General features: G+C 71.6%; 23 protein-coding genes. 17 read left to right on the forward strand and 6 right to left on the reverse strand.

The window, feature by feature from the left end:
• Position 1: 1 nt before the first annotated feature.
• Both NJ376_RS05420 and NJ376_RS05425 read right to left on the reverse strand, forming a co-directional pair.
• Entirely contained in the window at positions 2 to 454 is a 453-nt protein-coding gene (locus tag NJ376_RS05420; protein ID WP_252952215.1) for a carboxymuconolactone decarboxylase family protein, read from the reverse strand.
• Positions 455 to 618: 164 nt separating this feature from the next.
• Positions 619 to 1599 (reverse strand): Bug family tripartite tricarboxylate transporter substrate binding protein, encoded by a 981-nt coding sequence (locus NJ376_RS05425; protein ID WP_252952216.1) that lies wholly within the window; start codon positions 1597 to 1599, stop codon positions 619 to 621.
• A 151-nt stretch (positions 1600 to 1750) separates the two neighbouring features.
• Here NJ376_RS05425 and NJ376_RS05430 point away from each other — a divergent pair, with 151 nt between their 5' ends.
• Positions 1751 to 3907 carry an HWE histidine kinase domain-containing protein gene (locus NJ376_RS05430; RefSeq protein ID WP_305879961.1) on the forward strand — a complete coding sequence of 719 codons (2157 nt, stop codon included), beginning with the start codon at positions 1751 to 1753 and terminating at the stop codon, positions 3905 to 3907.
• 254 nt (positions 3908 to 4161) lie between these two features.
• On the opposite strand, the gene NJ376_RS05435 is transcribed toward NJ376_RS05430, so the two are convergent.
• A complete protein-coding gene (locus NJ376_RS05435; RefSeq protein WP_252952217.1) occupies positions 4162 to 5235 on the reverse strand; it encodes a tartrate dehydrogenase in 1074 nt (357 codons plus the stop codon).
• A gap of 140 nt (positions 5236 to 5375) precedes the next feature.
• Here NJ376_RS05435 and NJ376_RS05440 point away from each other — a divergent pair, with 140 nt between their 5' ends.
• Entirely contained in the window at positions 5376 to 6350 is a 975-nt protein-coding gene (locus NJ376_RS05440) for a phosphoribosylaminoimidazolesuccinocarboxamide synthase (RefSeq protein ID WP_252952218.1), read from the forward strand.
• Positions 6351 to 6618: 268 nt separating this feature from the next.
• Here the strand turns inward: NJ376_RS05440 and NJ376_RS05445 are convergent, their stop codons facing one another.
• Positions 6619 to 7500 (reverse strand): FkbM family methyltransferase, encoded by an 882-nt coding sequence (locus tag NJ376_RS05445; protein WP_252952219.1) that lies wholly within the window; start codon positions 7498 to 7500, stop codon positions 6619 to 6621.
• A 297-nt stretch (positions 7501 to 7797) separates the two neighbouring features.
• Between NJ376_RS05445 and NJ376_RS05450 the strand changes: the two genes are divergently transcribed.
• Positions 7798 to 9012, forward strand: a complete 1215-nt coding sequence (locus tag NJ376_RS05450; RefSeq protein WP_252952220.1) for a Bcr/CflA family efflux MFS transporter — start codon at positions 7798 to 7800, stop codon at positions 9010 to 9012.
• Between the two features lie 105 nt (positions 9013 to 9117).
• Here the strand turns inward: NJ376_RS05450 and NJ376_RS05455 are convergent, their stop codons facing one another.
• Positions 9118 to 10008, reverse strand: coding sequence for a protein-methionine-sulfoxide reductase heme-binding subunit MsrQ (locus NJ376_RS05455; protein ID WP_252952221.1), 891 nt, complete (start codon positions 10006 to 10008; stop codon positions 9118 to 9120).
• 43 nt (positions 10009 to 10051) lie between these two features.
• Positions 10052 to 10984 (reverse strand): mitochondrial fission ELM1 family protein, encoded by a 933-nt coding sequence (locus NJ376_RS05460; RefSeq protein WP_252952222.1) that lies wholly within the window; start codon positions 10982 to 10984, stop codon positions 10052 to 10054.
• Positions 10985 to 11044: 60 nt separating this feature from the next.
• Between NJ376_RS05460 and NJ376_RS05465 the strand changes: the two genes are divergently transcribed.
• The 14 genes from NJ376_RS05465 (at position 11045) to NJ376_RS05530 (ending at position 24396) form a co-directional block, all read left to right on the forward strand.
• Positions 11045 to 11755, forward strand: coding sequence for an orotate phosphoribosyltransferase (locus NJ376_RS05465; protein ID WP_252952223.1), 711 nt, complete (start codon positions 11045 to 11047; stop codon positions 11753 to 11755).
• 10 nt (positions 11756 to 11765) lie between these two features.
• Positions 11766 to 12026, forward strand: coding sequence for a hypothetical protein (locus NJ376_RS05470; RefSeq protein ID WP_252952224.1), 261 nt, complete (start codon positions 11766 to 11768; stop codon positions 12024 to 12026).
• Between the two features lie 10 nt (positions 12027 to 12036).
• Complete coding sequence (locus NJ376_RS05475; RefSeq protein WP_252952225.1) at positions 12037 to 12321, forward strand: type II toxin-antitoxin system RelE/ParE family toxin; 285 nt, start codon at positions 12037 to 12039, stop codon at positions 12319 to 12321.
• Positions 12300 to 13973 carry a peptide ABC transporter substrate-binding protein gene (locus tag NJ376_RS05480; protein WP_252952226.1) on the forward strand — a complete coding sequence of 558 codons (1674 nt, stop codon included), beginning with the start codon at positions 12300 to 12302 and terminating at the stop codon, positions 13971 to 13973. The genes NJ376_RS05475 and NJ376_RS05480 overlap by 22 nt, the downstream gene beginning before the upstream one ends.
• A gap of 155 nt (positions 13974 to 14128) precedes the next feature.
• Positions 14129 to 15346, forward strand: coding sequence for a CaiB/BaiF CoA transferase family protein (locus tag NJ376_RS05485; protein WP_252952227.1), 1218 nt, complete (start codon positions 14129 to 14131; stop codon positions 15344 to 15346).
• Between the two features lie 163 nt (positions 15347 to 15509).
• Positions 15510 to 16313, forward strand: coding sequence for an enoyl-CoA hydratase (locus NJ376_RS05490; RefSeq protein WP_252952228.1), 804 nt, complete (start codon positions 15510 to 15512; stop codon positions 16311 to 16313).
• 227 nt (positions 16314 to 16540) lie between these two features.
• Positions 16541 to 17227: an exopolysaccharide biosynthesis protein gene (locus tag NJ376_RS05495; protein ID WP_252952229.1), complete on the forward strand. Its 687-nt coding sequence runs from the start codon at positions 16541 to 16543 to the stop codon at positions 17225 to 17227.
• Positions 17228 to 17532: 305 nt separating this feature from the next.
• Complete coding sequence (locus NJ376_RS05500; RefSeq protein WP_252952230.1) at positions 17533 to 18276, forward strand: ABC transporter ATP-binding protein; 744 nt, start codon at positions 17533 to 17535, stop codon at positions 18274 to 18276.
• Positions 18276 to 19007: an ABC transporter permease gene (locus NJ376_RS05505; protein ID WP_252952231.1), complete on the forward strand. Its 732-nt coding sequence runs from the start codon at positions 18276 to 18278 to the stop codon at positions 19005 to 19007. The genes NJ376_RS05500 and NJ376_RS05505 overlap by 1 nt, the downstream gene beginning before the upstream one ends.
• A 4-nt stretch (positions 19008 to 19011) precedes the next feature.
• On the forward strand, positions 19012 to 20994 hold the full coding sequence (locus NJ376_RS05510) for a GldG family protein (RefSeq protein WP_252952232.1): 1983 nt from the start codon (positions 19012 to 19014) through the stop codon (positions 20992 to 20994).
• A 3-nt stretch (positions 20995 to 20997) separates the two neighbouring features.
• A complete protein-coding gene (locus NJ376_RS05515; protein WP_305879962.1) occupies positions 20998 to 22056 on the forward strand; it encodes a DUF4340 domain-containing protein in 1059 nt (352 codons plus the stop codon).
• Entirely contained in the window at positions 22053 to 22502 is a 450-nt protein-coding gene (locus tag NJ376_RS05520) for an NUDIX hydrolase (RefSeq protein WP_252952233.1), read from the forward strand. Before NJ376_RS05515 ends, NJ376_RS05520 begins: the two co-directional genes overlap by 4 nt.
• A 118-nt stretch (positions 22503 to 22620) precedes the next feature.
• Positions 22621 to 23187 carry a DUF924 family protein gene (locus tag NJ376_RS05525; protein ID WP_252952234.1) on the forward strand — a complete coding sequence of 189 codons (567 nt, stop codon included), beginning with the start codon at positions 22621 to 22623 and terminating at the stop codon, positions 23185 to 23187.
• 216 nt (positions 23188 to 23403) lie between these two features.
• On the forward strand, positions 23404 to 24396 hold the full coding sequence (locus NJ376_RS05530; protein WP_252952235.1) for a Bug family tripartite tricarboxylate transporter substrate binding protein: 993 nt from the start codon (positions 23404 to 23406) through the stop codon (positions 24394 to 24396).
• Positions 24397 to 24476: the final 80 nt, after the last annotated feature.

Here is a 24476-nt window from a genome sequence, read left to right on the forward strand (position 1 = left end):
CTCAGGCCGCCTTCGGCAGCGGCGGCGAGGCGCGGAAGCCGATGGCCAGCCGGTTCCAGGCATTGATGGTGGCAATCAGCAGCGAAAGCTTCACGATCTCCTCCGCCGAGAAATGCGGCAGCAGCCCCTCATAGGCCGCGTCCGGCGCATGGGTCTGCGCCACCAGCGTCAGCGCCTCGGTCCAGGCCAGCGCGGCGCGCTCCCGCTCGGTGTAGTGCGGCGCCTCGTGCCAGGCATCCAGCAGGAAGAGCCGCGCCGCCGTCTCGCCATGCGTCATCGCATCCTTCGTGTGCATGTCGATGCAGAAGGCGCAGCCATTGATCTGCGAGGCGCGGGTCTTCACCAGCTCGATGAGGCTCCGCTCCAGGCCGGAATTGGCCACCGCCTGTTCCAGCTTCACCATCGCCTGCATCACCTGGGGCGCGGCGTTGAAATAGTCGAGACGCGGGGTCATGGCATTCGTCCTTCGGTTCCGGCGGCAGGCTTGCCGCTTGCCCTGAGGACGAGGCAGCCCGGCCGGACGTGACAGGCGCCGAGGATTTTTTCGCTCGGCCCGGCGCAAGCCATCACCGCGGACGCCATGGGGGCACCTGCCATGCGAAGCCGCTGCCCGGGGGGCTACAGCTCCGCCCGGACCCCAGCCCGACGGATGATGTCGCCCCATTTCGCCTGCTCGGCGGCGAGGAAGGCATCCGCCTCCGGCGGGCTGTTCAGGACGGGCACAAAGCCCATCTCGGCCAGCCGCGCCGCCAGCCCCGGCTCCCGCGCCGCCGTCACCATCGCCGCATGCAGCTTCTGCACCGGCAGGTCCGGCGTCGCCTTGGGGCCAGAGAGCAGGGTCCAGGTATAGACCTCGTACTCCGCCAGACGCGGGTCACTGCCGGACATCGGCGGCACCCCGGGCAACTCCGGCACTTCCCGCTTCACCAGCGAGGCCAGCGGCCGCACGGCGCCGGACCGGATATGCGGCATCACCCCCGGCAGATCGCCGAACACCATCTGCACCTGCCCGGCCAGCAGATCCGCCATGGCCGGGCCGGTGCCGCGATAGGCCACATGCGTCAGCTCCACCCCCATCATCAGCGAGTAGAGCACGCCGCCCATATGCAGCGGCGTGCCGGTGCCGGAGGAGCCGTAATTGAGCTTCCCCCCATTGGCCCGTGCCCATTCATGGAATCCCGCCAGATCCCGGGGCGGCGCATCCGCCCGCACCACCAGGATGTAGGGAACGGTCGCCAGCAGGGAGATGGCGCGCAGGCTCGCCGCGGTGTCGAAGGGCACCGGGTCCATGGCCAGCGGCGCCATCATGATGCTGATGCTGCCCATCAGCACCGTGTTGCCGTCCGGCCGCGCCTGGATGACGCTGCGGGTGCCGATGGTGGAGCCCGCGCCGCTGCGGTTCTCCACCGCCACCGGCTGGCCCAGCAACTCGCTCATCCTGGGCGCCAGGATGCGGGCGGCGATGTCCGGGCTGCCACCCGGGGCGAAGGGCACCACCATGGTGATCGGCCGGTCCGGCCAGCCCTGCGCCGCGGCGGGACGCCCGCGCAGCAGCGGCGCGGCAAGCAGCGGCGTGGCGAACAGCGTTCGGCGTTGCATCCTGGCTCCTCCCGGTGATTGCCGGCAGGATCGCACAGGCCGGCGTTGCCGCAAGCCTGTCGCCGCCCTCGCGCGCCTCGGCGGCGCACCGGGCTTGCCCGCCCGGTATCACGCCATGGCATAAGGTCGGGGAATACGGCCGGGGCGGGGAATGGAGTCGGGCGCCACGCTGCACGGCGAGGATGCGGAGAACCGGCCAGGCAGCAGGCCGGGCCGGCCGGCGAGGCAGGTGGCGCCCGGCGGCAGCCTGGCCGGCCACCTGCTGGCCTTCGGCCTGCTGCTGCTGGTGCCGGCGGTCGGCCTCGGCGCCGTCGCCGCTTGGCACTCCATCCGCGCGTCGCAGCAGGAATTCACCGGACGATTGCAGGCAACAACCACCGCCCTGGCCCTCGCGCTCGACCGCGACATCGAAAGGCTGGTGGTGGTGGCCCGCGGCATGGCCGCCCTGCCGGCGATGCGGGAGGGGGATGCGGCGACGCTCATGGCGCTGCATGGCTGGGCCAAGCAATTCGCCGTCGATGCCGGCGCCGTCAATGTCTCGCTGCACGACACCTCCGGCACAAGGCAGCAATTGCTGAACACCCGCCTGCCACCGGGCAGCCCGCTGCCCAGCACCCCAGGCGACGAGGTCGGCCGGCTCATCGACCTGGCTGTGGAGCGCGGCGAGACGGGCGTCTCCAACCTCTTCACCGGCCGGGCCAGCGGGCAGTACCGCATTGCCATCGCCGCCCCGGTCCGGGCGGAGGGGCGCGTGGTGCGCGTCGTCCTCATCATCCTCACCCCGGACCGGCTCTCCGCCCTGCTCGCCCGGCTCATCTCCACCCCCGGGGGCAGCGCCGCCCTGGCCGACGCCACCGGCCGGATGGTCGCCCGCTCCGCCGAGGCGGAGCGGTTCATCGGTCGCCCCATGCCACCCTTCTTCGCCGGGACGGCGGGGCAGGCGGAAGGGCTGCTGCGCGGCCCCAATGCGGCGGGAGCGGAGACGGTGTTCGGCTTCCGCCACCTGCAGCAGGCCCCGGGCTGGGTGCTGGTGGTGGGGGAACCGGCCGAGGCGCTGCAGGAGTTCTGGCGCGGCCCGGCGCTCTGGCTGGCGAGCGGCGCCCTGGTCGCCATGCTGCTCGGCACGCTCGCCGCCTGGCGGCTCGGCATCGGCATCCTCCGCCCCATCGCGGCGCTGCGGCGGGAGGCGAATGCGGCGGCGGCCGGGCGGCCGGATGCGCTGACCACCGCCCCGGCCCCGTCCGGCGGCATCCGGGAATTCGCCGAGCTGCGCCAGGCCCTGGTGCGCGCCCATGCGGCGCTGCAGGCGGGCGAGCTGCGGCTGCGCGTGGCGATCGAGGCGGCGCGCCTCAGCACCTGGGAATTCGACGTCCGGCGCGGCCTCGGCTCCCGCCAGGGGGAGCTGACCTCCCGCCTGCCTTACCTGCCGGAAAGCAATATCGGGCTGGAGACCTGGCTGGCGCCGATCCACCCGGAGGACCGGCCGGCGGCGGAGGCCGAGATCCGCGCCACCCTGGCCGGGGAGCAGCCGGGCTTCGCGCTGGAATTCCGCGTGGCGGCGCCGGGGGGCGGGTGGCTCTGGGTCGCGTCCCACGGGGCGGTGGTGGAGCGGGAGGCAGGGAGCGGTACAGTGCTGCGCATCGCCGGCGTGGCCCAGGACGTCACCGCCAGGCGCACCGCGGCCGAGCGCCAGGCGCTGCTGGCGCGGGAGCTGGACCACCGCGCCAAGAACGCCCTGGCCGTGGTGCAGGCGGCGCTGCGCCTGACCCCGAAGGAGGACGCCGCCAGCTATGCCAGGGCGGTGGAGGGGCGGGTGCTGGCCCTGGGCCGGGCGCATGATCTGCTGGCGGAATCCCGCTGGCTGGGCGCCGATTTCCGCAGCCTGGTGGAGGCGGAGCTGGTGCCCTTCCTGGGGGATCCGGCGGGGGGCGACCCGGTGCCGCCGCGGGCCGAGCTGTGCGGGCCGCAGGTCACCCTGCCGCCGGCCGCGGCGCAGCCGATTTCCATGGCGCTGCATGAGCTGGCGACCAACGCCATGAAATACGGGGCGCTCTCCCGGCCCGGCGGGCGGGTGGCGCTGAGCTGGAGCCTGGAGACGGCCAGCGGCGTGCTGCGGCTGCGCTGGGAGGAGCGGGGCGGTCCCGCGCTGGAAGGGGAGCCGGCGCGGCGCGGCTTCGGCACGCGGGTGGTGCAGGCGACGGTGGTGGGACAGCTCGGCGGCAGCATCCAACGGGCCTGGGAGCGCGAGGGGCTGCGCTGCGAGATGGCCATCCCGCTGCGGGCGGTGCGGCCGGGAACGGGGGAGTGAGGGAAGGATGGGACCGCCGCCCCCCCTTGGCGGCGGCGCCGCCAACTCCGCCGGCGACCGGACCTGTCCCCGGAGGCCGGGCCGAGTCCGGGGCCCCTGCCCTCGACCAGCTTATCTCCGGTCAGGTGATTCCACCTGATCGGAGATGGCTCTAGAGCAGATCGCCGTAGGGCGGCACCGCCCGAAGGCGTGAATCTGCTCTGCAAACAAAGGCGTAGAGCGTTTTCGGTGAACGCATGTAAACCGAAAACGCTCTAGCCCCGCGCCACCGCCTCGGCGATCGCCTTGCCCACATCCACCGTGCCGGCCTGGCCGCCCATGTCCCGCGTCCGCGGCCCGCCCTCGGCCAGCAGCTTCTCGATGGTCTGGACGATGCAGTCCGCCGCCGCCTTCTCCCCCAGATGCTCCAGCATCATGGCGCCGGACCAGATCTGCCCGATCGGGTTGGCGATCCACTTGCCGGCGATGTCCGGCGCCGAGCCATGCACCGGCTCGAACATGCTCGGATGGGCCTTCTCCGGGTTGATGTTGGCCGAGGCCGCGATGCCGATGGAGCCCGCCACCGCCGGGCCGAGGTCGGAGAGGATGTCGCCGAACAGGTTGGAGCCGACCACCACGTCGAACCAGTCCGGATGCTGGACGAAATGGGCGCAGAGGATGTCGATGTGGAACTGGTCCGTCGTCACCTCCGGGTAGGTCTTCGCTATCTCGGCGAAGCGCTCATCCCAGTAGGGCATGGTGAAGGTGATGCCGTTGGACTTGGTGGCGCTGGTCACCTTCTTGCGCTTGCGGGTCATCGCCAGCTCGAAGGCATACTTGATGATCCGGTCGGTGCCGATGCGGGTCAGGATGCTCTGCTGGCTGACGAATTCCCGGTCGGTGCCCGGGAACATGCGGCCGCCGACCGAGCTGTACTCGCCCTCGGTATTCTCCCGCACCACGTAGAAGTCGATATCCTCCGGCCCGCGATTGGCCAGCGGCGACTTGGCGCCCGGCAGCAGCTTGCAGGGGCGGATATTGGCGTATTGGTCGAAGCCGCGGCGAATGGGGATGAGGAGCCCCCAGAGGGAGACATGGTCCGGCACGCCCGGCCAGCCGACGGCGCCGAGGAAGACGCTGTCCGACTGCCGGAGCTGGTCCAGCCCGTCGTCCGGCATCATCTTGCCGGTCTTCTGATAGGTCTCGCAGGACCAGTCGTAATGGGTGAGCTCGAGCTCGAAGCCGAAGCGACGGGCGGCGGCATCCAGCACGCGCAGCCCCTCGGGCGTGGTCTCCTTGCCGATCCCGTCGCCGGGGATGACGGCGATGCGGTGCTTGCGCGTGGCCATGGGCGCGATCCTCCAACCAGGGGGCGCACCCTGGCCGGGTGCGGGCGGGCGGGCAAGCCCTCTCGCCGCCTCTCCCCCTGGCGTCGCCCCCTGACGCCGGCCCCCTGGCGCCAGGCAGGGCAACGGGCCTAAACCACGCCATGCCCAGCGCCGCCGATCTTGCCCCCTATGCCGGCTTCGCCCTCGCCGAGGCCGCCATCCCCGAATTGCCGAACCGCTACCGCGGCAAGGTGCGGGAGAATTACGATCTGCCGGGCGACCGCCGCCTGCTGATCGCGACCGACCGGCTCTCGGCCTTCGACATCATCCTGACCACCGTGCCGCTGAAGGGCCAGGTGCTGACCCAACTCGCCCGGCACTGGTTCGACGCGACGGCCGATCTCTGCCCCAACCACGTCATCGAGTACCCGGATCCGAACGTGCTGCTGTGCCAGCGGCTGACCATCCTGCCGGTCGAGATCGTGGTGCGGGACTACCTGGCCGGCACCACCTCCACCGCCATCCTCACCATGTACCAGGGCGGGAGGCGGGAGATGTACGGGCATCGCTTCCCGGACGGCCTCAGGCCGAACCAGAAGCTGCCCGAGACCATCATCACCCCGACCAGCAAGGCCTTCGATGCCGGGCATGACGAGGAGCTCTCGGCGGCCGAGATCCTGGAGAAGGGGTTGTTGACCAAGACGCAGTGGGAGGAGGTCTCGGCCCGCGCCCTCGCGCTCTTCGCTCGCGGCCGGCAGATGGCCGCCGAGCGCGGGCTGATCCTGGTGGACACGAAATACGAGTTCGGCGTGGACGAGGCCGGCCGCATCCTGCTGGCCGACGAGATCCACACCCCGGATTCCAGCCGCTACTGGTTCGCCGGCAGTTACGAATCGCGCTTCGCGGCCGGCGAGGCGCCGGAGAGCTTCGACAAGGATTTCGTCCGCCGCTGGGTGGTGGCGCGCTGCGACCCCTACAAGGACCCGATCCCCCCCATCCCGGACGAGATCCGGCTGGAAGCCGCCGCCCGCTACATCCAGGCCTTCGAGACCATCACCGGCCAGGACTTCCCGCTGCCCCCGCCGGCCCAGCCGGTGCTGCCGCGCATCCGGGCGAATCTGGCGCGGTTCTTCTGACGGAAGCAGCAGGCGCGGCGCGACCAGGCGCCGCCGGACGGCCCCGCTCATCAGCCGCGCCGGTCACCGCCCTCCGGATAGCGGCCGGGCCTTGGCCTGGAGCAGCCTCCGACCTGATGGATCACGCCGTGATCCATCAGGTCGGGGATAAGCCGCTTTAGAGCAGATCGCCGTAGGTCGGCGTCGCCCGAAGGCGTGAATCTGCTCTGCAGGCAAAGGCGTAGAGCGTTTTCGGTGAACGCATGTGAACCGAAAACGCTCTAGATATTTATTTCCCAGAGCAAGAAATCCGATCCGCTGATTCCACCTGATCGGATATTGCTCCAGCCCTCTCCCCGGACGCCGCCGACCCTCGGCCCGCCTGCCCGAATTCCGGTGCCCGCGCCGGCGCCGGCCGCAGGTCGCGCAGGATCACCAGCTCGCCGGAGAGCTGGCGCCGCTGGTGATAGCCGGCCAGGGCCGCCTCGAAGGCCGCCTCGCAGTCCGGCCCATGCAGCTCGATAGCCAGCGCCCCCACCTTCGGCAGCCAGGCCTCGACGCCGTCGCGGAAGATCACCGCCTCGCTGCCCTCGATATCCACCTTGAGCAGGTCGATCCGCGGCAGGCCGAGATCGGCGAGGCAGACGGCATCGACATCCCCGGCCTCGCCCGGTCCTGCCTCCCGCACCTTCACGCCCCATTCGTCGCCGCGGCGCGCCTCCACCACCAGCCGGCAGCTCCGGCTCCAGACCCCAGCCTCGATCAGCCGCACCCGGTCGCCATAGGAGGCGAGGTTGCGCCGGCAGAGCGCCGCATTGCCCGGCGAGGGCTCGATCGCGACGAGCCGGGCGCGGGGGAACATCTCCAGCAGGAAGGCGCTGGTGTAACCGACATTGGCGCCGCAATCGACGATCACCTCGGGGTCGAGATCGGCGAGCACGCCGTATTCCTGCGCCACCAGCACCTGGCGGTAGGTCATCGCATCGCTGGTGCCGACCCGCAGCGCGACCTCATGCCGCAGGCAGCCCGGCTGCATCCGGACCAGCGACTCCTCGCCCCGGCTGCGGAATTGCTGCCGCAGCCGCCATTCCAGCGCGCCCCGAAGGCCGATGCAGCGCGTCAGATCGCGCAGATACCTGGCTTGCTGCCGCAGTTCGCCCTGGATGCCCATGAAATGCCCGGCTCCGTTACGACATAGATTCGTATCATTTTTATGACTTCGGTTCAACCACCGGGCGCAGCCGCGACCCGCCCGCCGGCCGTTCAAGCTGCGTTGCTATTAGTTAGCTTGCGCTCTAATCCTCGGCGGAGATGCGGTCCGACCCGCCCTGCGCCCCGGTCCGTGCCGGCGTTCCGGCCGGCCGCCGCTGGTCCGGTTCCTGCTTGGCTGTCCCCGCCCGGGGCCCGGCCGGGCCAGGCAACCAGAAGGGAGGCGAACGATCCGCCACCAGCCAAGGGATGTCGGCGCATGAGCACCAAGGCTTCCAGGGATGCCGCCAAGGCGGCGCAGCCCGCCGGCAAGGGGCGGGCGCCGCTCTGGCTCCTCGCCCTCATCACCTTCAGCGGCACGCTGGCCATGCATGTCTTCGTGCCCGCCCTGCCCCAGGCGGCGGCGGCGCTCGGCGCTAGCCCGGGGGCGACGCAGCTCACCATCAGCTTCTACATCCTCGGCCTCGCCCTCGGACAGCTCGTCTATGGTCCGGTCTCGGACCGCTTCGGGCGACGCCCGGTGCTGGTCTTCGGCCTCGTCCTCTATGCCCTGGCCGGCTTCGCCGCCCTCCTCGCCCCCAATGTCCATCTGCTCATCCTCGCCCGGCTGCTGCAGGCGCTGGGCGGCTGTTCCGGCCTCGTCCTCGGCCGCGCCATGGTGCGGGACGGGGCCACACCCGGCGAGGCGGCGCAGCGCCTGGCGCTGATGAACCTGATGGTGGTCGCCGGCCCCGGCATCGCCCCGCTGATCGGCACCCTGCTGGCGGAGACCGCCGGCTGGCGCTCCATCCTCCTGGCGCTGGCCGGCCTTGGCATCTTCAACCTGCTGCTGGCCTGGAAGCTGCTGCCGGAGACCGGCGGTGGCGCCGGCAAGAGCGCCGGGGCGGTGCTGCGCAGCTATCTCGGGCTGCTCCGCACCCCCGCCTTCCTCGGCTTCACCCTGGGCGGGGGCTGCGCCAGCACCGCCATGTACGCCTATGTCGCCGCGGCGCCCTTCATCTTCATCGACCAGCTCCACCGGCCGGGGCATGAGGTGGGCTTCTACCTGGCACTGAACTTCCTCGGCCTATGGCTCGGCACCCTGGCGGCGAGCCGGCTGGCCGGGCGTCTCGGCGCGCCGCGGCTGCTGGTGCATGGCAACCTGCTGAGCCTGATCGGGGCGGTGGGGTTCCTCGCCGCCATCCTCACCGGCGTCCTCGATGTGAAGCTCACCGTGCTGACCATGGCGCTGTTCTCCTTCGGGGTGGGCACCGCCGCTCCCGCCGCGCTGGCCGAGGCGATGAGCGTGAACCCGCTGGTGGTCGGCTCCGCCTCCGGCCTCTACGGCTTCGGCCAGATGGGCATCGGCGGCATCTCCACCTCGCTTGCCGGCATTGGCGGCAATCCCGCCCTGGCGGCCGCGCTGGTGCTGGTCAGCGCAGGGGTGATCGCCCAGTTCAGCTTCCGCCTGGCGCTGCGCGGGCGGCGGGGCTGAAACCGGGGCGGCCGGTTCAGCGGCCGACTCACACCGGGGTCCGGGGTCAGGTCCTGGCCCCGGCGGGGGGGGTGGGGGCAGCATCCCCGATGCTCTCACCGGACTTCAATGTTTTCTGATAAAACTTTGAGTTATAAAAACTTGCCCAACCGGCACGGCCAGCGCCACCAGCCCCACCCACACCGCCGGCCGCAGCTCGAAACTCACATCAAGATTGGCTGCCAGGATCCTGGCAGCCGGCAGATTCGTCCCCAGCGCGTACCAGGCATATTCGATCAGCGCCGCCCCCAGCGCGGCTGCCGGGGCCAGCGCCAGCAGCGCCGGCTTCTGCGTCTGCCACCCCGCCGGCAGCAGCCGCCACAGCGCCAGCCAGAGCAGCAGCCCGGCTGCCAGCACCGCCTCCCACAGCCCGGATTTCGGCGATTGCAGGAAGAAGTGGAACACGCCGAGCGCGGCGATCGGCCAGATCAGCAGGTGCAGCCGCTTCCAGCGCCGCCCCAGCGCCTTCACCCAGCCATCGGTGGAGGTCCAGCCGAGCGCCGCCATGGCCAGCAGCGCGACGAAGCCGATGGTCAGGTAGAAACGCTTCGCGATCTCGGCGGCGACGTGCAGCAGGCGGAAATTCTCGTTCGCCGCATACATGCCGAGATGCAGCAGCGCGTAGCCCAGCGCGCCGAGGCCGATCATCCGCCGGAGCGTCGCCAGCCGCGGCTGCGCCAGGATGCGGGCGAAGGGCGTCACCGCCAGGGTCAGCAGCAGCAGGCGGATGGCCCAGAGGCCGATCTCCCTGAGCCCGTCCTTCCAGGGCTCCGGCCCCAGCGCATCGATGGCGGCCAGCCAGGCGATCCAGGCGCCGGGGGCGAGCAGCAGGGCGAAGGTCATGGCCTTCAGCCAGGAGAAGCGCCCGGCCCGGTCCCGCCAGGGGAAGGGAAAGGGCCGCGCCCGGCCGGGCGGCAGGGCGGATGGGAAGGCGGTGCGGAGCATGGTCTGCATCATGCCTGCAATTCGTTCGTCCTGCGGCTGCGGTAACTCCCTTCCCTCACCACAGGCCGCGGGCACGGATCGCGGCGGCAACCCGCCCGGTCTCGTCCAGCGACGCCCGGGCGAAGGGGACGGGCGCGGCGTCCAGCGTCCGGGCCTGGCCGGCCGCCACCAGGCTCTCGGCCAGGCGCAGGTGGCGCGGGCCGAGGCCGCCCGGATCGGCAATGAAGACCGGGACGGCGGTCGCCAGCGCCTCCGACAGCATGGAGACGGAATCGCCGGTCACCACCACCGCATCCGCCCAGGCGAGGAAGCCGGCATAGGGGTTCGGGCCGGGATCGCCCGGCCGGTAGAGACGGTGCGGATGCCCGGCCAGCCGGGCGGCGATCGCCTCTGCCGCCGCCGGGCCGCTGCGGCGGCTGGTGGTGGCCAGCACGCTGCCGGCGAAGCCGCGGAGCCGCGCCGCGATCCCCGCCGCCACCTCCGGCGCCATCGGCCCCTGCGTGCCGGGCTTGCCGCCCACCAGCAGGGCCACCCGCGGCGGGGGCAGATCGGCCAGCGCCGCCCATTCCCCCCGTGCCGCCGCCAGCCGGGCCGGGGAGAGGCGATGGCAGGCGCCGAGGATCTCCAGCAGGTTCGGCGCCGGGGCGGGTGAATCGTGCCGGCCGATCACCAGCAGGTCGAAACCGGCGGCGCCGAACCCGGGCCGCATGCAATGGACCAGCCGCGCCCCGCGCCGCCCCAGCCAGCGCGCGACCGGGCCGGCGCGGCGGCCGGCCGAGAGGACCAGGCGCGGCCAGGGCGGCTGGATACTCGCCCGTGCCGCCGGGCTGAGCCCTGCCAGCGTCGGCCAGGGAAAGGGCAGCTTCGCCCCCCTGCCCCAGTCCAGATCCACGGTCCGGAAGGGCGCCCCCAGTCGCTCCGCGATGCCCAACGCCTGCGCCGCCGTACCGGCACGCGGATCCGCCAGCACCCAGATCCCGTCGGTCATGGACGCGCCCGGTCCCCAAGGTTACGAGAGACCGAAATTCCGCCTGCAGGGGACTGCGCCATGGCCATGCAACATGCTTCCGACTGGGACCGCGACGCCGCGCTGACCACCGCGCGCATCCTGCTGGAGATTAAGGCGGTGAATTTCCGCCCGGAGGAGCCCTATACCTTCACCAGCGGCTGGAAGAGCCCCGTCTATATCGACTGCCGCAAGATCATCTACTTCCCCCGTGCCCGGAACAAGATCATGGACCTGGGCGTCGAGAAGATCGGCCGGCATATCGGCTATGAGACGATCGACGCGGTGGCGGGCGGCGAGACCGCCGGCATCCCCTTCGCCGCCTGGATCGCCGACCGCCTGGCCGCGCCCATGGCCTATGTTCGCAAGCAGCCCAAGGGCTTCGGCCGCGGGGCGCAGATCGAAGGTGACGTGCCGGAGGGCAAGAACACCCTGCTGGTCGAGGACCTGACCACGGATGGCGGCAGCAAGATCAAATTCGCCCAGGCTTTGCGCGATGCGGGGGCGATCTGCGACCATACCTTCGTGGTGTTTTATTACGGCGTCTTCCCCGGCAGCTTCGAGGCGATGAAGGGCATGGGGCTGAACCTGCACCATCTCTGCACCTGGTGGGACGTGCTGGAGGTGTGCCGGGAGCGCCCCTATTTCTCCGAGACGGCGCTGAAGGAAGTGCGGAAATTCCTCGAGGACCCGACCGGCTGGTCCAAGGCGCATGGCGGCATCGGCGCGGCGGGGGAAGGCAAGCCGAAGTAGGGAGGGCGGGATGACGCTGTACCGGGTCGAACTGCCGGAGGATGTGGCCGCGGCGCTGGAGCGCGTGGCCCTGAGCCGCGGCTCGACGCCGGAGGCGCTGCTGCGCGCGGCGGCCTCGGCGCTGGTGCAGGCCGACCCGGCGGCGGAGCGGGCCGCGCTGGAGGCAATGCTCGCCGCGGCCGAGGCGGAGATCGACGCCGGGCGCGCCGTGCCGCATGCGGAGGTGATGGAGGAGTTGCGGGGCTGGGCCGCCGGCCTGCGCCAGCGCTGATCCGGCCGGGATGGAGCTGCTCTGGTCGCCGCTCGCCCGGGCGCAGCTCCGCGAGGCGCGGGATTTCATCGCCCAGGACAATCCGGACGCCGCCGACCGACTGGTGGCCGCGATCGAGACCGCGGCGGCGCATCTGCTGGTCTTCCCGCAGTCCGGCCAGGCGACTGGCCAGCGGCGGCGTGCCTGGCAGGTGCCGCGGACTCCCTTTCGCCTCATCTACCGGGTGCGGGGCGAGAGGCTCGACATCCTCATGGTCTGGCATGGAGCACGGGCATGGCCTTTCGACGAATCCTGATCGCCGCCCTCCTCCTCGCCCCCGGTCTTGCTTCCCCCGCCGCCGCCCAGCCGGCGCGGGAGACGCTGACCATCGGCATCACCCAGTACCCCTCCACCTTCCATCCCAATATCGACGCCATGCTGGCGAAGTCCTACGTCCTTGGCTTCGCCCGCCGGCCGCTGACCGCCTATGACCCCGACTGGCAGCTCATCTGCATGCTCTGCGAGACGCTGCCGACGCTGGAGAACGGCCTCGCCGAGCGGGAGACGACGCCGGAGGGCAAGCCCGGCCTCCGCCTGACCTACCGCCTGCGCGAGGATGCGCACTGGGGCGATGGCACGCCGGTCTCGGCCGAGGATCTCCGCTTCGCCTGGGAGGCGGGGCGAGAGGCGGCGACGGGCTTCGGCGGCACGGAATTCTACCGCTCGGCCTATGCGCTGGAGGTGGTGGATGCCCGCACCATCACCCTGCACCTCGACAAGGTGACCTTCGACTTCGCCTCCATGGGCGATTTCCAGCCCCTGCCCGCGCATATCGACCGCGCCCGCTGGCAATCCGCCCCCCGCCTCTACCGCAACCGCACCGCCTACGACACCGAGACCACCAATCCCGGCCTCTGGAACGGCCCCTACCGCATCACCGGGGTGCAGCCCGGCGCCGGGGTGACGCTGGAGCTGAACCCGGCCTGGCGCGGCCCCGCCCCGGCCTTCCGCCGCATCCAGATCCGCAGCGTGGAGAACACCGCGGCGCTGGAGGCCCAGCTTCTGGCCGGGCAGCTGGACATGATCGCCGGCGAGCTCGGCCTGCCGGTGGAGCAGGCGGCGGCGCTGGAGCGCCGCACCCGCGACCGTTTCCGCATCACCACCAAACCCGGCCTGGTCTATGAGCATCTGGACCTGAACCGGGACAACCCGGCGCTCGCCGATCCGCGGGTGCGGCAGGCGCTGCTGCTCTCGGCCGACCGTGCCCAGATCGTCGCCCGGCTCTTCGATGGGCGGCAGGCCCTCGCCGCCACCAGCGTGAACCCGCTGGACCGGATGCATGACGACAGCCTGGCCCCGGCCCCCTACGACCCCGCCCGCGCCGCCGCGCTGCTGGACGCGGCCGGCTGGAGGCGCGGCCCCGACGGTATCCGCCGCAACGCCGCCGGGGAGCGGCTGGCGCTGGAGCTGATGACCACCGCCGGCAACCGGGCGCGGGAGGCGGTGCAGCAGGTGCTGCAGGGCATGTGGCGGCAGGCGGGAATTGAGGTCCGCATCCGCAACGAGCCGCCGCGGGTCTTCTTCGGCGAGACCATGTCGAAGCGCCGCTTCCAGGGCCTCGCCCTCTATGCCTGGCTCAGCGCGCCGGAAAGCGTGCCGCGCACCACCCTGCATTCCGAGGAGATCCCGACCGAGGCCAGCAACTGGTCCGGGCAGAATTTCGGCGGCTACCGCAACCCGGAGATGGACCGGCTGATCGAGGCGATTCCGGTGGAGCTGGACCGGGAGAAGCGCCGCGCCCTCTGGTCCCGGCTGCAGCAGCTCTATGCCGAGGAGCTGCCCGCCCTGCCCCTCTGGTTCCGCGCCGATGCGCATATCTGGCCGCGTTGGCTGGCCGGGGTCCGGCCCACCGGGCATTTGAATTCCACCCCCCTCTGGGTCGAGGAATGGCGCGTCGCGCCCCAGTGACACACGGGTCCGGACTCACGCCGGGGTCCGGGGCCAAATCCCGGCCCCGGCGGGGCTTGGCGGCACTGCCGCCAACGGGGGCAGAGCCCCTCGCCGGGGGGAGGCGACAGCCCCAGCGACCCGATCTAAGCTCCCCAGTCCGAGGAGGACGCCCGATGCCTGAAAGCCCCATCGACCCGAAGCTGATGACGGAAACCCGGCTGCCGCTCGCCGGGCTGCGCGTGCTGGACCTCACCCTGGCTCGCGCCGGCCCCACCTGCGTCCGTCACCTGGCCGATTGGGGCGCCGATATCATCCGGGTGGAGCCGCCGGCGGCGGGCGACGGCCTCGGCGGCGCGCGGGACGGGTTCGACCAGGTCAACCTGCACCGCAACAAGCGCGGGCTTTCCCTGGACCTCAAGAACCCGGCCGGCCATGCCGCCTTCCTCCGCCTCGCCGCGACCGCCGACATCCTGGTCGAGAACATGCGGATGCAGGTGAAGCACCGGCTGAAGATCGCCTATGACGATCTGAAGGAGCTGAACCCGCGGCTGATCTATGCCTCCATCTCCGGCTTCGGCCAGACCGGCCCCTATTCGAAGCGCGGCGGCGTGGACCAGATCGCCCAGGGCATGGGCGGGCTGATGACCATCACCGGCGAGCCGGGCCGCGGCCCGATGCGCGTCGGCATCCCGATCAACGACCTCACCGCCGGCAATCTGCTGGCCATGGGCATCATGATGAAGCTCTACGACCGCGAGCGGACGGGCAAGGGCGGCTATGTCCATACCTCCCTGCTGGAAGCCCAGGTCTTCATGCTGGATTTCCAGGCGACGCGCTGGCTGATGGATGGCGAGGTGCCGGGCCAGGCGGGCAACGACCATCCGGTGAACATCCCGATGGGCGTCTTCCCCACCGCCGACAAGCCGATCAACATCGCCGCCTCCTCGTCCAAGCTGTGGGAGGCCTTCTGCAAGGCCGCGGGCCATGAGGAATGGCTCGAGGTGCCGGAGTGGAAGACGCCGAAGGGCCGCAGCGCCGACCGCGCCCGGGTGAACGCCACCATCGCCGAGGTGACGAGGACCAGGCCCTCCGAATGGTGGGTGCTGAAGCTGGAGGAGGCCGGCATCCCCTGCGGCCCGGTGAACAACATCCGCGAGGTCTTCGAGGACCCGCAGGTGCAGCACCTGGAGATGGCGATGCCGATGCGCCACCGCACGCGCGGCGACATCAAGGTGGTCGCCCAGCCGGTGAACCTTGAGGGTGTGGAGACCGGCTTCTACCGCGACATCCCCAATCTCGGCGAGCACAACGAGGAAATCCTGCGCGAGGCGGGGCTGAGCGCCGCCGAGATCCAGGAGCTGAAGGACAAGGGCGCGCTGGGCGGCGGCTGAGGCGTGCGGTTCGGCCTGCGGATTCAAGGGAGTCCAGGGGCGCTTCGGCCCCTGGGCGGGATGGAAGCTTGAGAGGGGGTCGCACCGCAGGCCCGGCTTGCGGCGCGCGGACCTCCCGCAACAGGGGCGCGGCATCGGCGCCGGTGACGAGGAGAGGCGAGGCATGAGCAATTTCGAGTTCGCGGAGGGGAAGATCCTCGCCAGCATCGAGGGCGGCGTCGGCAAGGTGGTGTTCAACCAGCCGGAAAAGCGCAACGCCATGTCGGTGAACATGTGGGAGGGGATGGGCGCCGCCCTCGACCTCTTCGCCGAGGATCCGAATGTCCGCTGCGTCGTCCTCACCGGCGCCGGCGACAAGGCCTTCGTCTCGGGCGCCGACATCTCGCAGTTCGAGAAGGTGCGCAACAACGCCGATGCGCAGAAGGAATACGACAAGCTCACCAGCGCCGGGCGCCGCAAGCTCGCCAATTACGAAAAGCCGGTGATCGCGCAGATCCGCGGCTTCTGCATGGGCGGCGGGCTTGGCATCGCGATGTCCACCGATATCCGCATCGCCTCCGATGACAGCCAGTTCGGCATCCCGGCGGCGAAGCTCTCCATTGCCTATGGCTTCGACATGGTCCGCGCCCTGGTCGATCTCGTCGGCCCGGCCCATGCGCATATGATCCTGATGACCGGCGAGCGCTTCGACGCGAAGGAGGCCGAGCGCATCGGCCTGGTGAACAAGGTGGTGCCGGCGGCGGAGCTGGAGGCGACGGTCGCCAAGCTCACCGCGACGCTGGCCGGCAACGCCCCGCTCTCGCTGAAGACCAACAAGATGACGGTGAAGGCCGTCTGCAAGGACCGGGCCGACCGGGACATGGAGCAGATCAAGGCCGCCATGGCCGCCTGCTTCGACAGCGCGGACTACAAGGAAGGCCGCCGCGCCTTCATGGAGAAGCGCAAGCCGGTCTTCACCGGTCGCTGAGCCCCAGCCACACGCAATTTTACGGATGCGCCCGGCCTGTCCCTTGTCTAGGATGGCCGAGCCATGACGCGGCCGGAAAGACCGTGCAGGCAGGCTTGGTTTGCCCGCGGCCGGGGCCATCTGGCTGAGGCCATTCCCGGCAGGATCGGGCCGCGACAGGGATGCTGCGTATCACAGGCCGGGCCAACCGGCCGGGTTGGGATCGGAACGAAGGACGAGGAGCCGGAATGGACGGAAATATCGAGGCGCCCATCGCCATGGCGCGGCCGCAGGGCTGCGACCTGGCCACGTCGCCGCCAGAGACCTGCGCGGCGGAGCATGAGGGCGCCCCGATCTCCCGCATCGTTGCCGAGGTGGTGGGGCGCTTCCCGGGGGAGCGCATCAGCCTGGGCGAGATGGCGGAGGCCTTCGGCGACCGCGCCTTCGGCCTGCTGATCCTGCTGCTGCTGCTGCCCTCCCTGCTGCCCGGCATGGCCTCCGTCTTCGGCACGCCGGTGCTGCTGCTCGGCGTCCAGATGGGGCTCGGCCGGCAGGTGCCGTGGCTGCCGAAGATCCTGGCGCGGCAGAGCGTGAAGCGGGAGGACCTGCTCCGCCTCACCAACTCCTCCTCCAAATGGCTTGCCAGGGTCGAGCGCTATGTGAAGCCGCGGCCGGGCTTCTTCACCACCCCGCTCTCGGACCGGCTCTTCGGCTGGCTCACCGCCTATGTCGCCATCATGCTGATCCTGCCGGGGCCTGGCACCAACGGCCCGCCGGCCTTCGGCAACATCGTCATGGCGCTCGGCCTCGTCGAGCATGACAGCCAGGTCACCGGCTGGGGCATGGCGCTGACCGTCGCGGGCTGCGCCTTCGCCACCTTCGTCCTCGTCGCCATCTGCTGGCTCGGCGTCGCCGCGCTCGGCTTTGTCTTCTGATCCCCGCGACGTCGCGGGGGCCTCGGCAGCACAGCCTTTCCCATGCCTCGCACAGGCTGCCGCAGCGAAGCCGTGGCAGCGCAACCGGCGGCACGGATCCTAGACCGGGCGCCGGGCGCCCGGCACGCGTGGCGTCCTGCGATGCCGCGCGACGCGAGGAGACCCGCGAACCCGGTAGGCGCCGCCATGACAGCGCAGCAGGCGGCGCGGTTTGTAACGCGTGTCTCGCGCCCCGCGGCCGGTCTTGCAAAGCCCTCGCACGCGAGTAAACCGGGCGGCATCGGGGGCAGCCAGGGGGGGCAGTCTTGTCCGCGCTGATCGAGATCGAGCGCCTGACCAGGCGCTTCGGCGGCTTCACCGCCGTCGACGACGTGTCCTTCACGGTGAACCGGGGCGAGGTGCTGGGCTTCCTCGGCCCCAACGGCGCCGGCAAATCCACCACCATGCGCATGCTGGCCGGCTTCATGCCGCCCAGCTCGGGCACCGCCCGCATCTGCGGCGCCGATATCCTGGAACAGCCCGTGGCGGCCAAGCGCCATCTCGGCTTCCTGCCGGAGGGCGCGCCCACCTATCCGGAGATGACCGTCACCGGCTTCCTGGAATTCGCCGGCCGCATCCGCGGCTTCAAGGGCGGCGAGCTCGATGACCGCGTGGCCCACGCCATGCTCCTGACGCAGCTGGAAGGCGTCCGCCTGCAGCCGATCGAGACCCTCTCCAAAGGCTTCAAGCGGCGCGTCGGCCTGGCCCAGGCCCTGCTGCACGACCCGCCCGTGCTGGTGCTGGACGAGCCGACCGACGGCCTCGACCCCAACCAGAAGCATGAGGTGCGGGAGCTGATCCGCCGCATGGCGCCGGAGAAGGCGATCGTCATCTCCACCCATATCCTCGAGGAAGTGGGCGCCGTCTGCACCCGCGCCATCATCATCGCCCGCGGCCGCGTGGTGGTGGATGCGCCGCCCGCGGTGCTGGAGGAGGAAGGAAGCAGCCTCGACGACGTCTTCCGCCGCCTGACGCTGGGCACCGAAGCGCATGCGGGAGAGACCGCCTGATGGCCCCCGCCCTCATCGTCGCGCGGCGGGAGCTGGCCGGCTACTTCGCCACCCCCGTCGCCTATGTGTTCATCGTCATCTTCCTGGTGCTGGCCGGGGCGCTCACCTTCACGCTGGGCAATTTCTTCGGCCGCGGCCAGGCGGATCTCCAGCCCTTCTTCGCCTTCGTGCCCTGGCTCTTCCTCTTCCTCGTGCCCGCGCTGACCATGCGGCTCTGGGCGGAGGAACGCCGGCTCGGCACCATCGAGCTGCTGCTGACCCTGCCCCTGCCGCAGTGGCAGGCGGTGCTCGGGAAATTCCTCGCTGCCTGGGTCTTCTGCGGCATCGCCCTGCTGCTGACCTTCCCGCTGGTGGTCACGGTCAACCTGCTCGGCCAGCCGGACAATGGCGTCATCCTCTCCGGCTATCTCGGCTGCCTGCTGGTGGCCGGCGCCTATCTCGCGGTCGGCGCTGCCGTCTCCGCCATGACCAAGAACCAGGTCATCGCCTTCGTCCTCGCCGTCGCGCTCTGCTTCGTCTTCGGCACGGCGGGCAGCCCGGTGGTGACGGAGTTCCTCAGCACGCGCCTGCCCATCCTGGCCGATATCGCCCGCGGCATCTCGGTCGCGGAGCGCTTCGGCGGCTTCACCCGCGGGCTGGTGGCGGCGCGCGACCTGGTCTTCTTCGCCAGCTTCATCGGGTTCTTCCTGTTCCTGAACGCGGTGGTGCTGGACCACCGCAAGGCGGATTGAGGCCATGAGCGCGACTTCCCCTGCCGCTTCGGACAAGCCCGCGCGCGCCGGCGGCACGCCCGGGCCCGCGCGCGCCGGCGCGCGACGCCTCTGGTCCTCGGCCCTCGGCCTGCTGGCCGCGGCGGTGCTGGCCGTCGGCGTCAACCTGCTGGCGGAGCGGCTGTTGCCGCGCGCCCGCCTCGACCTGACGCAGCAGCACCTCTACACATTGGCCGACGGCACGCGGCAGATCCTCGCCGGGCTGCGCGACCCGATCACGCTGCGTCTTTTCTACTCCCGCCGCCTCGGCGCCGAGATCCCGGTCTATGGCGCCTATGCCGACCGGGTGCGGGCGATGCTCGACGAATACGTCGCCCTCTCCAACGGCCGCCTGAAGCTCGAGGTCTACGACCCCGAGCCCTTCAGCGAGACCGAGGACCGCGCCATGGCGCTCGGCCTGCAGGGCGTGCCGGTCGACCAGTCGGGCGAGCAGGTCTATTTCGGCCTCTCCGGCAGCAACCTGGTGGATGAGGAGCGCAGCATCGCCTTCTTCCAGCCGGACCGGGAGCGCTTCCTGGAATACGACCTGACGCGGCTGGTCTATGAGCTCTCCAACCCGACGCGACCGGTGGTCGGCGTCATGTCGTCCCTGCCGCTGAACGGCGACCCGCGGGCGATGATGCTGCGCAACCCGGCCCTGGCCCAGCCCGCCGTGGTGATGCAGCAGCTCCGGCAATTCTTCACCGTGCGCGACGTGCCGCCGGATGCGCAGGCGATCGAGCCGGATGTGCAGGTGCTGCTGGTCGCGCATCCGCAGCACCTCTCGGAGGCGGCGCAATACGCCATCGACCAATTCGTGTTGCGCGGCGGCAAGCTGATCCTGCTGCTGGATCCGCACAGCGAAGCCCAGGCCAGCCGTCCCGGCCCCACCGGCCAGCCGCCGAGCGACACCGCCAGCTCCCTCCCCCGCCTGCTGAATGCCTGGGGGCTGGAGGCCTCGCCCGACCAGGTGGTGCTCGACCTCCGCGGCGCCTGGCGGGTCCGCGCCAACCCGCAGGACCGCGTCCAGGCGGTGGACTACGTCGCCTGGTACAACCTGGCGGGCGACAGCCTGAACCGCACCGAGGTCTCCCTGGCGCAGCTGGAGCAGATCACCCTCGCCTCCGCCGGCCAGGTCCGGAAGAAGGAGGGGGCGACGGTGGAGTTCACCCCCCTGCTCACCTCCTCGCCGCAATCCATGCTGGCCGATGCGCAGCGCGTGCGGCAGGACCCCAACCCGGTGCGGTTGCTGGCGGAGTTCCGCCCCTCCGGCGAGCGCTACGTGCTGGCCGCCCGCGTCCGCGGCGAGCTGGCGACGGCCTTCCCGGACGGCCCGCCCCCGCCGCCCGAGGGCGCCGCGCGGCCGGAGAATTTCCCCGCCCACCGCGCCCGCAGCGAGGGCCCGGCGAACATCGTCGTCATCAATGACAGCGACGTGCTGGAGGACCGCTTCTGGGTCCGGGTGCAGGAATTCTTCGGCCAGTCCGTCGCCACCCCCTTCAGCGGCAATGGCAGCTTCATCGCCAACCTGGCGGATGCCCTCTCCGGCTCCGATGCGCTGATCTCGCTGCGCAGCCGCGGCGAGAGCCTGCGTCCCTTCGAACTGGTGGAGGACATCCGCCGCAACGCCGATGCGCAGTACCGCCAGACCGAGCGGCAGCTCACCGAGAAGCTGGAGCAGACGGAGCGGCGGCTGCGCGAGCTGCGCCAGGGGGGCGGGCAAGGGGGCAGCCAGGCCCAGGCCGTCATCACCCCGGAGCAGCGGGCGGAGATCGACGCGGCGCGGGCCGAGATCGTCGCCACCCGCCGCCAGCTCCGCGCCGTGCAGCTCGACCTCCGCCGCGACATCGAGGGGCTGGAGAATGTGCTGCGGCTGGTGAACGTGGCGCTGGTGCCGGCGCTGCTGACGGTCTTCGCCATCCTGCTCGCGGTGGTGCGGGCCAGGCGGCGCGCAGCGGCGAGGGCCTGAGCCATGCAGCGACGTCACCTCCTCCTCCTCGGCGGCGCGGCCGCCGCCAGCATCGCCGCCGCCCTGCTGCTGGCGCCCGAGCGGGTGGAGCAGCAGAGCCTGCCGGGCGGCGGCCTCGCCTTCCCCGGCCTTGCCGAGCGGCTGCAGGGCGCGGCGCGGATCGAGGTGAGGAAGCCCGACGCCACCCTGGTGCTGCTGCGCCAGGGTGAATCCTGGGTGCTGCCGGACAAGGCCGGCTACCCGGCACGGCCGGAGAAGGTGCGGGAGGCCCTGGTCGGCCTGACCGAGCTGCGGCTGATGGAGCCGCGCACCAGCGACCCCGCCCAGCTTGAGCGGCTGGGGCTGGACGACCCGGCGAAGCCCGGCAGCACCGCCCTGCTGCTCCGGGTGCTGGACGGCGCCGGCCAGCCGCTGGTGGAGCTGGTGGTCGGCCGCCGCCGCGTTCGCACCCAGGGCCATGTGCCGGAGAGCGTCTATGTCCGTCGGCCGACCGAGACCCAATCCTGGCTGGCCGAGGGGCGGCTCGCCCTGGATGCCGACCCGCAGCTCTGGATCGACCGCGACATCGCCAATTTCCCAGCCGGGCGGATCCGCAGCCTCGCCGTCACCCGCCCCGGCGAGGCGCCGCTGCGCCTGGTGCGCGAGGACGCGCCCGATGCCAGGCTGAAGCTGGCGGAACCCGCCGGCCAGGCCACCGATGAGGTGGCGGTGGAGGAGGTGGCGCGGGCCTTCGAATATCTCACCTTCCTCGAGGTGAAGAAGGCCGAGGAGCTGCAGGGCGAGGCGCTGGGCGAGGGCCGCTTCGGGCTGAGCGAGGGGCTCGGCATCACGGTCGCCGTGGCGAAGCAGGGGGAGAACATCTGGGTGAGGCTCTCGGCCGAGGGCGGCGAGGCGGCAGCGGCGCTGAATGCCCGCTGGCAGGGCTGGGCCTATCAGGTCGGCGCCTGGAAGGAGAAGGCCTTCATCCCCCGCTTGGCTGACCTGCTGCCCCGCCCGGCGGAGCCGGCCGCCCCAGCCCCTGTGGAAGCGCCCGCCGCGCCGGCCCCGGCCCCGGCGCAATGAGCGCGGTCCCGGAGCGGCGGGACTATCCCGGCCGGCCCTGGGTCGGCATCGGCGCCATCATCTTCGAGGATGAGCGCGTGCTGCTCGTCCGTCGCGGCAAGCCGCCGCGCGAGGGCTCCTGGTCCCTGCCCGGCGGCGCCCAGCATCTGGGCGAGCGCGCCGAGGCCTGCGCCCGGCGCGAGCTGTTCGAGGAGACGGGGATCGAGGCCGGCCCGCTGGAGCTGGCCGCGGTGGTGGACGGCATCACCCGGGACCCGGACGGAACGGTCCGCTACCACTACACCATCATCGATTTCTGCGGCCGCCGCAGCGGCGGCGAGGCGCGGCCGGGCGACGACGTCGCTGCCATCGCCTGGGCGCTGCCGGAGGAATTGCCGAGCTACGACCTGACGCCCGAGGTGCTGCGGGTGATCGCCGAGGCCAGGGTGAAGCTGGGCATGGGCTGAGCCGCCCGCGGCGGGCCCGACCCCGCCGGCACGGCGCCCCGGCGATGTGACCCTGGTCACAGCCCACGCTACCATGCCGGTTATATCGACGGCGCCCCTGCCGCCTCGAGGCCCGTCTATGCCGTTTGCCGCCTGCCCCCTCCGCGCCCCGCTGCTGCCGCCGGAGGCCAGGGCCGTGCTGGCCTTCTGGCAGGCGGAGGGCCTCGGCCCCGACCACCCGCCGGAACCGGCGTTGGCCACCCGCCTCGCCGCGCATTTCCTGGTGGCGCATGAGGCCGCGGCGCGGGGCGAGCGCGCCGCCTGGGCGGGCATGGCGGCCGGCAGCCTCGCCCTGGCCCTGCTGCTGGACCAGTTCCCCCGCCTCGCCTTCGCCGGCACGCCGCGCAGCTTCGCCACCGATGCGGCGGCGCGGCGCGTGGCCCATGCCGCCCTGGCCCTGGCGCAGGATCTGGACCTGCCGGCCGTCTGGCGGGTCTTCCTCTACCTGCCGCTCGGCCATGCGGAGGCGCTGAGCGACCAGGAGCTCTGCGTCGCCCTCAGCTCCCTGCTGCCGTCGCCGCATCCCGAGCAGGCCCGGGCGCGCCGCGACCAGATCCGCCGCTTCGGCCGCTTCCCGGCGCGGAACGCGGTGCTGGGCCGCGCCAGCACGGCGGAGGAGCGCTGCTTCCTGGCGGAGGCCGGCTGAAGCGCTCCGGGCCCGGGCGGGCCGCCCGGCCGCCCGGGGAATGTCGCGCAGGGAAGGGCCAGAGCGGTCCCAGGCCGGCACGGCCGGCGCGACACCGCCCCAAGGCCCGCCCGGCACCCTGCCATGCCTTGTCGTGTTCGGCGCCGGCGGCGCGCTGCCACGGCTTGCGGCGCCCGGCGGCGCAAGGCAGCCTTCGCCCAACAGGGAAGAGACGCCATGCCGGGACGCCGCCACCTCCTCGCCGCCGCCACCACGCTGCTGGCCGCGCCGGCCATGGCCCAGCCCATCGCCGGCGGGCGGCCGATCCGCCTCATCGTCCCCTTCCCGCCCGGCGGCGCGGTGGACCTGCTCGGCCGGCTGCTGGCGGAAAGGCTGGCGCCGGCCATCGGACAGAACGTCATCGTCGAGAATCGCGGCGGCGCCGGCGGCAATATCGGCGCGGATGCGGTGGCCAAGGCGGCGCCGGACGGCACCACGCTCGGCCTGCTCGGCGTCTCCACCCTCTGCGCCGCGCCCTTCCTCTATCGCTCCCTCCCCTTCGACACCCGGAAGGACTTCACCCCCATCGCCGCCATCGTCACCGGCGCCGTGCTCTGCGTGGTGAATGCGGACACGGCGCGGAAGAATGGGTGGCGGGATTTCGCCAGCCTCATCGCCTGGGCGAAGGCGCATCCGGGCGAGGTGCGCATGGGCTCCTCCGGCACCGGCACCACCAGCCATTTCACCATCGCCGCGGTGAACCGCTTCGCGGGCGTGGAGATCACCCATGTCCCCTATCGCGGTGGCGGACCGGCGATCAGCGACCTGCTCGCCGGCACCATCGACATGATGTTCGACGTGATGCCGGCGCTGATGCCGCATGTGCAGAGCGGGAAATTCCTGCCGCTGGCCGTCAGCAGCGCCGACCGGCTGGCGATATTGCCGGAGGTGCCGGGGATGAAGGACCTCGCCGCCTTCGGCCTGGGCGAGCTGGACATCCAGAGCTGGAACGCGGTGATGGCCCCGGCCGGGCTGCCGGCGCCCATCGCGGCGCAGCTTGCCGCGGCGCTGAAGGCCGTGGCGGCCGACCCGGCCTTCGTCGAGCGGCTGCGGCCGCTGGGCTACAGCGTGCGGACGACGGACAGTCCGGAGGCGCTGGCGGCGCTGATCCAGGCGGAGACGCCGCGGTGGCGGCAGCTCGTGGAGATATCCGGCGCGCAGCTGGATTGAGGGAGGGCTCTGGTTGCGGCGGTGCCGCAACCCCTCAAGCTCCCCCCCGCAAAGGGCCGAAAGGCCCTTTGAACCCGTGC

The organism is Siccirubricoccus soli, assembly GCF_024178315.1.
Lineage (GTDB): Bacteria > Pseudomonadota > Alphaproteobacteria > Acetobacterales > Acetobacteraceae > Siccirubricoccus > Siccirubricoccus soli.

Excerpts from the sequence above, each read along its gene's own strand:
- NJ376_RS05420 (WP_252952215.1), bottom strand. The coding sequence starts at position 454 with ATGACCCCGCGTCTCGACTATTTCAACGCCGCGCCCCAGGTGATGCAG.
- NJ376_RS05425 (WP_252952216.1), bottom strand. The coding sequence starts at position 1,599 with ATGCAACGCCGAACGCTGTTCGCCACGCCGCTGCTTGCCGCGCCGCTG.
- NJ376_RS05430 (WP_305879961.1), top strand. The coding sequence starts at position 1,751 with ATGGAGTCGGGCGCCACGCTGCACGGCGAGGATGCGGAGAACCGGCCA.
- NJ376_RS05435 (WP_252952217.1), bottom strand. The coding sequence starts at position 5,235 with ATGGCCACGCGCAAGCACCGCATCGCCGTCATCCCCGGCGACGGGATC.
- NJ376_RS05440 (WP_252952218.1), top strand. The coding sequence starts at position 5,376 with ATGCCCAGCGCCGCCGATCTTGCCCCCTATGCCGGCTTCGCCCTCGCC.
- NJ376_RS05445 (WP_252952219.1), bottom strand. The coding sequence starts at position 7,500 with ATGGGCATCCAGGGCGAACTGCGGCAGCAAGCCAGGTATCTGCGCGAT.
- NJ376_RS05450 (WP_252952220.1), top strand. The coding sequence starts at position 7,798 with ATGAGCACCAAGGCTTCCAGGGATGCCGCCAAGGCGGCGCAGCCCGCC.
- NJ376_RS05455 (WP_252952221.1), bottom strand. The coding sequence starts at position 10,008 with ATGATGCAGACCATGCTCCGCACCGCCTTCCCATCCGCCCTGCCGCCC.
- NJ376_RS05460 (WP_252952222.1), bottom strand. The coding sequence starts at position 10,984 with ATGACCGACGGGATCTGGGTGCTGGCGGATCCGCGTGCCGGTACGGCG.
- NJ376_RS05465 (WP_252952223.1), top strand. The coding sequence starts at position 11,045 with ATGGCCATGCAACATGCTTCCGACTGGGACCGCGACGCCGCGCTGACC.
- NJ376_RS05470 (WP_252952224.1), top strand. The coding sequence starts at position 11,766 with ATGACGCTGTACCGGGTCGAACTGCCGGAGGATGTGGCCGCGGCGCTG.
- NJ376_RS05475 (WP_252952225.1), top strand. The coding sequence starts at position 12,037 with ATGGAGCTGCTCTGGTCGCCGCTCGCCCGGGCGCAGCTCCGCGAGGCG.
- NJ376_RS05480 (WP_252952226.1), top strand. The coding sequence starts at position 12,300 with ATGGCCTTTCGACGAATCCTGATCGCCGCCCTCCTCCTCGCCCCCGGT.
- NJ376_RS05485 (WP_252952227.1), top strand. The coding sequence starts at position 14,129 with ATGCCTGAAAGCCCCATCGACCCGAAGCTGATGACGGAAACCCGGCTG.
- NJ376_RS05490 (WP_252952228.1), top strand. The coding sequence starts at position 15,510 with ATGAGCAATTTCGAGTTCGCGGAGGGGAAGATCCTCGCCAGCATCGAG.
- NJ376_RS05495 (WP_252952229.1), top strand. The coding sequence starts at position 16,541 with ATGGACGGAAATATCGAGGCGCCCATCGCCATGGCGCGGCCGCAGGGC.
- NJ376_RS05505 (WP_252952231.1), top strand. The coding sequence starts at position 18,276 with ATGGCCCCCGCCCTCATCGTCGCGCGGCGGGAGCTGGCCGGCTACTTC.
- NJ376_RS05510 (WP_252952232.1), top strand. The coding sequence starts at position 19,012 with ATGAGCGCGACTTCCCCTGCCGCTTCGGACAAGCCCGCGCGCGCCGGC.
- NJ376_RS05515 (WP_305879962.1), top strand. The coding sequence starts at position 20,998 with ATGCAGCGACGTCACCTCCTCCTCCTCGGCGGCGCGGCCGCCGCCAGC.
- NJ376_RS05520 (WP_252952233.1), top strand. The coding sequence starts at position 22,053 with ATGAGCGCGGTCCCGGAGCGGCGGGACTATCCCGGCCGGCCCTGGGTC.
- NJ376_RS05525 (WP_252952234.1), top strand. The coding sequence starts at position 22,621 with ATGCCGTTTGCCGCCTGCCCCCTCCGCGCCCCGCTGCTGCCGCCGGAG.
- NJ376_RS05530 (WP_252952235.1), top strand. The coding sequence starts at position 23,404 with ATGCCGGGACGCCGCCACCTCCTCGCCGCCGCCACCACGCTGCTGGCC.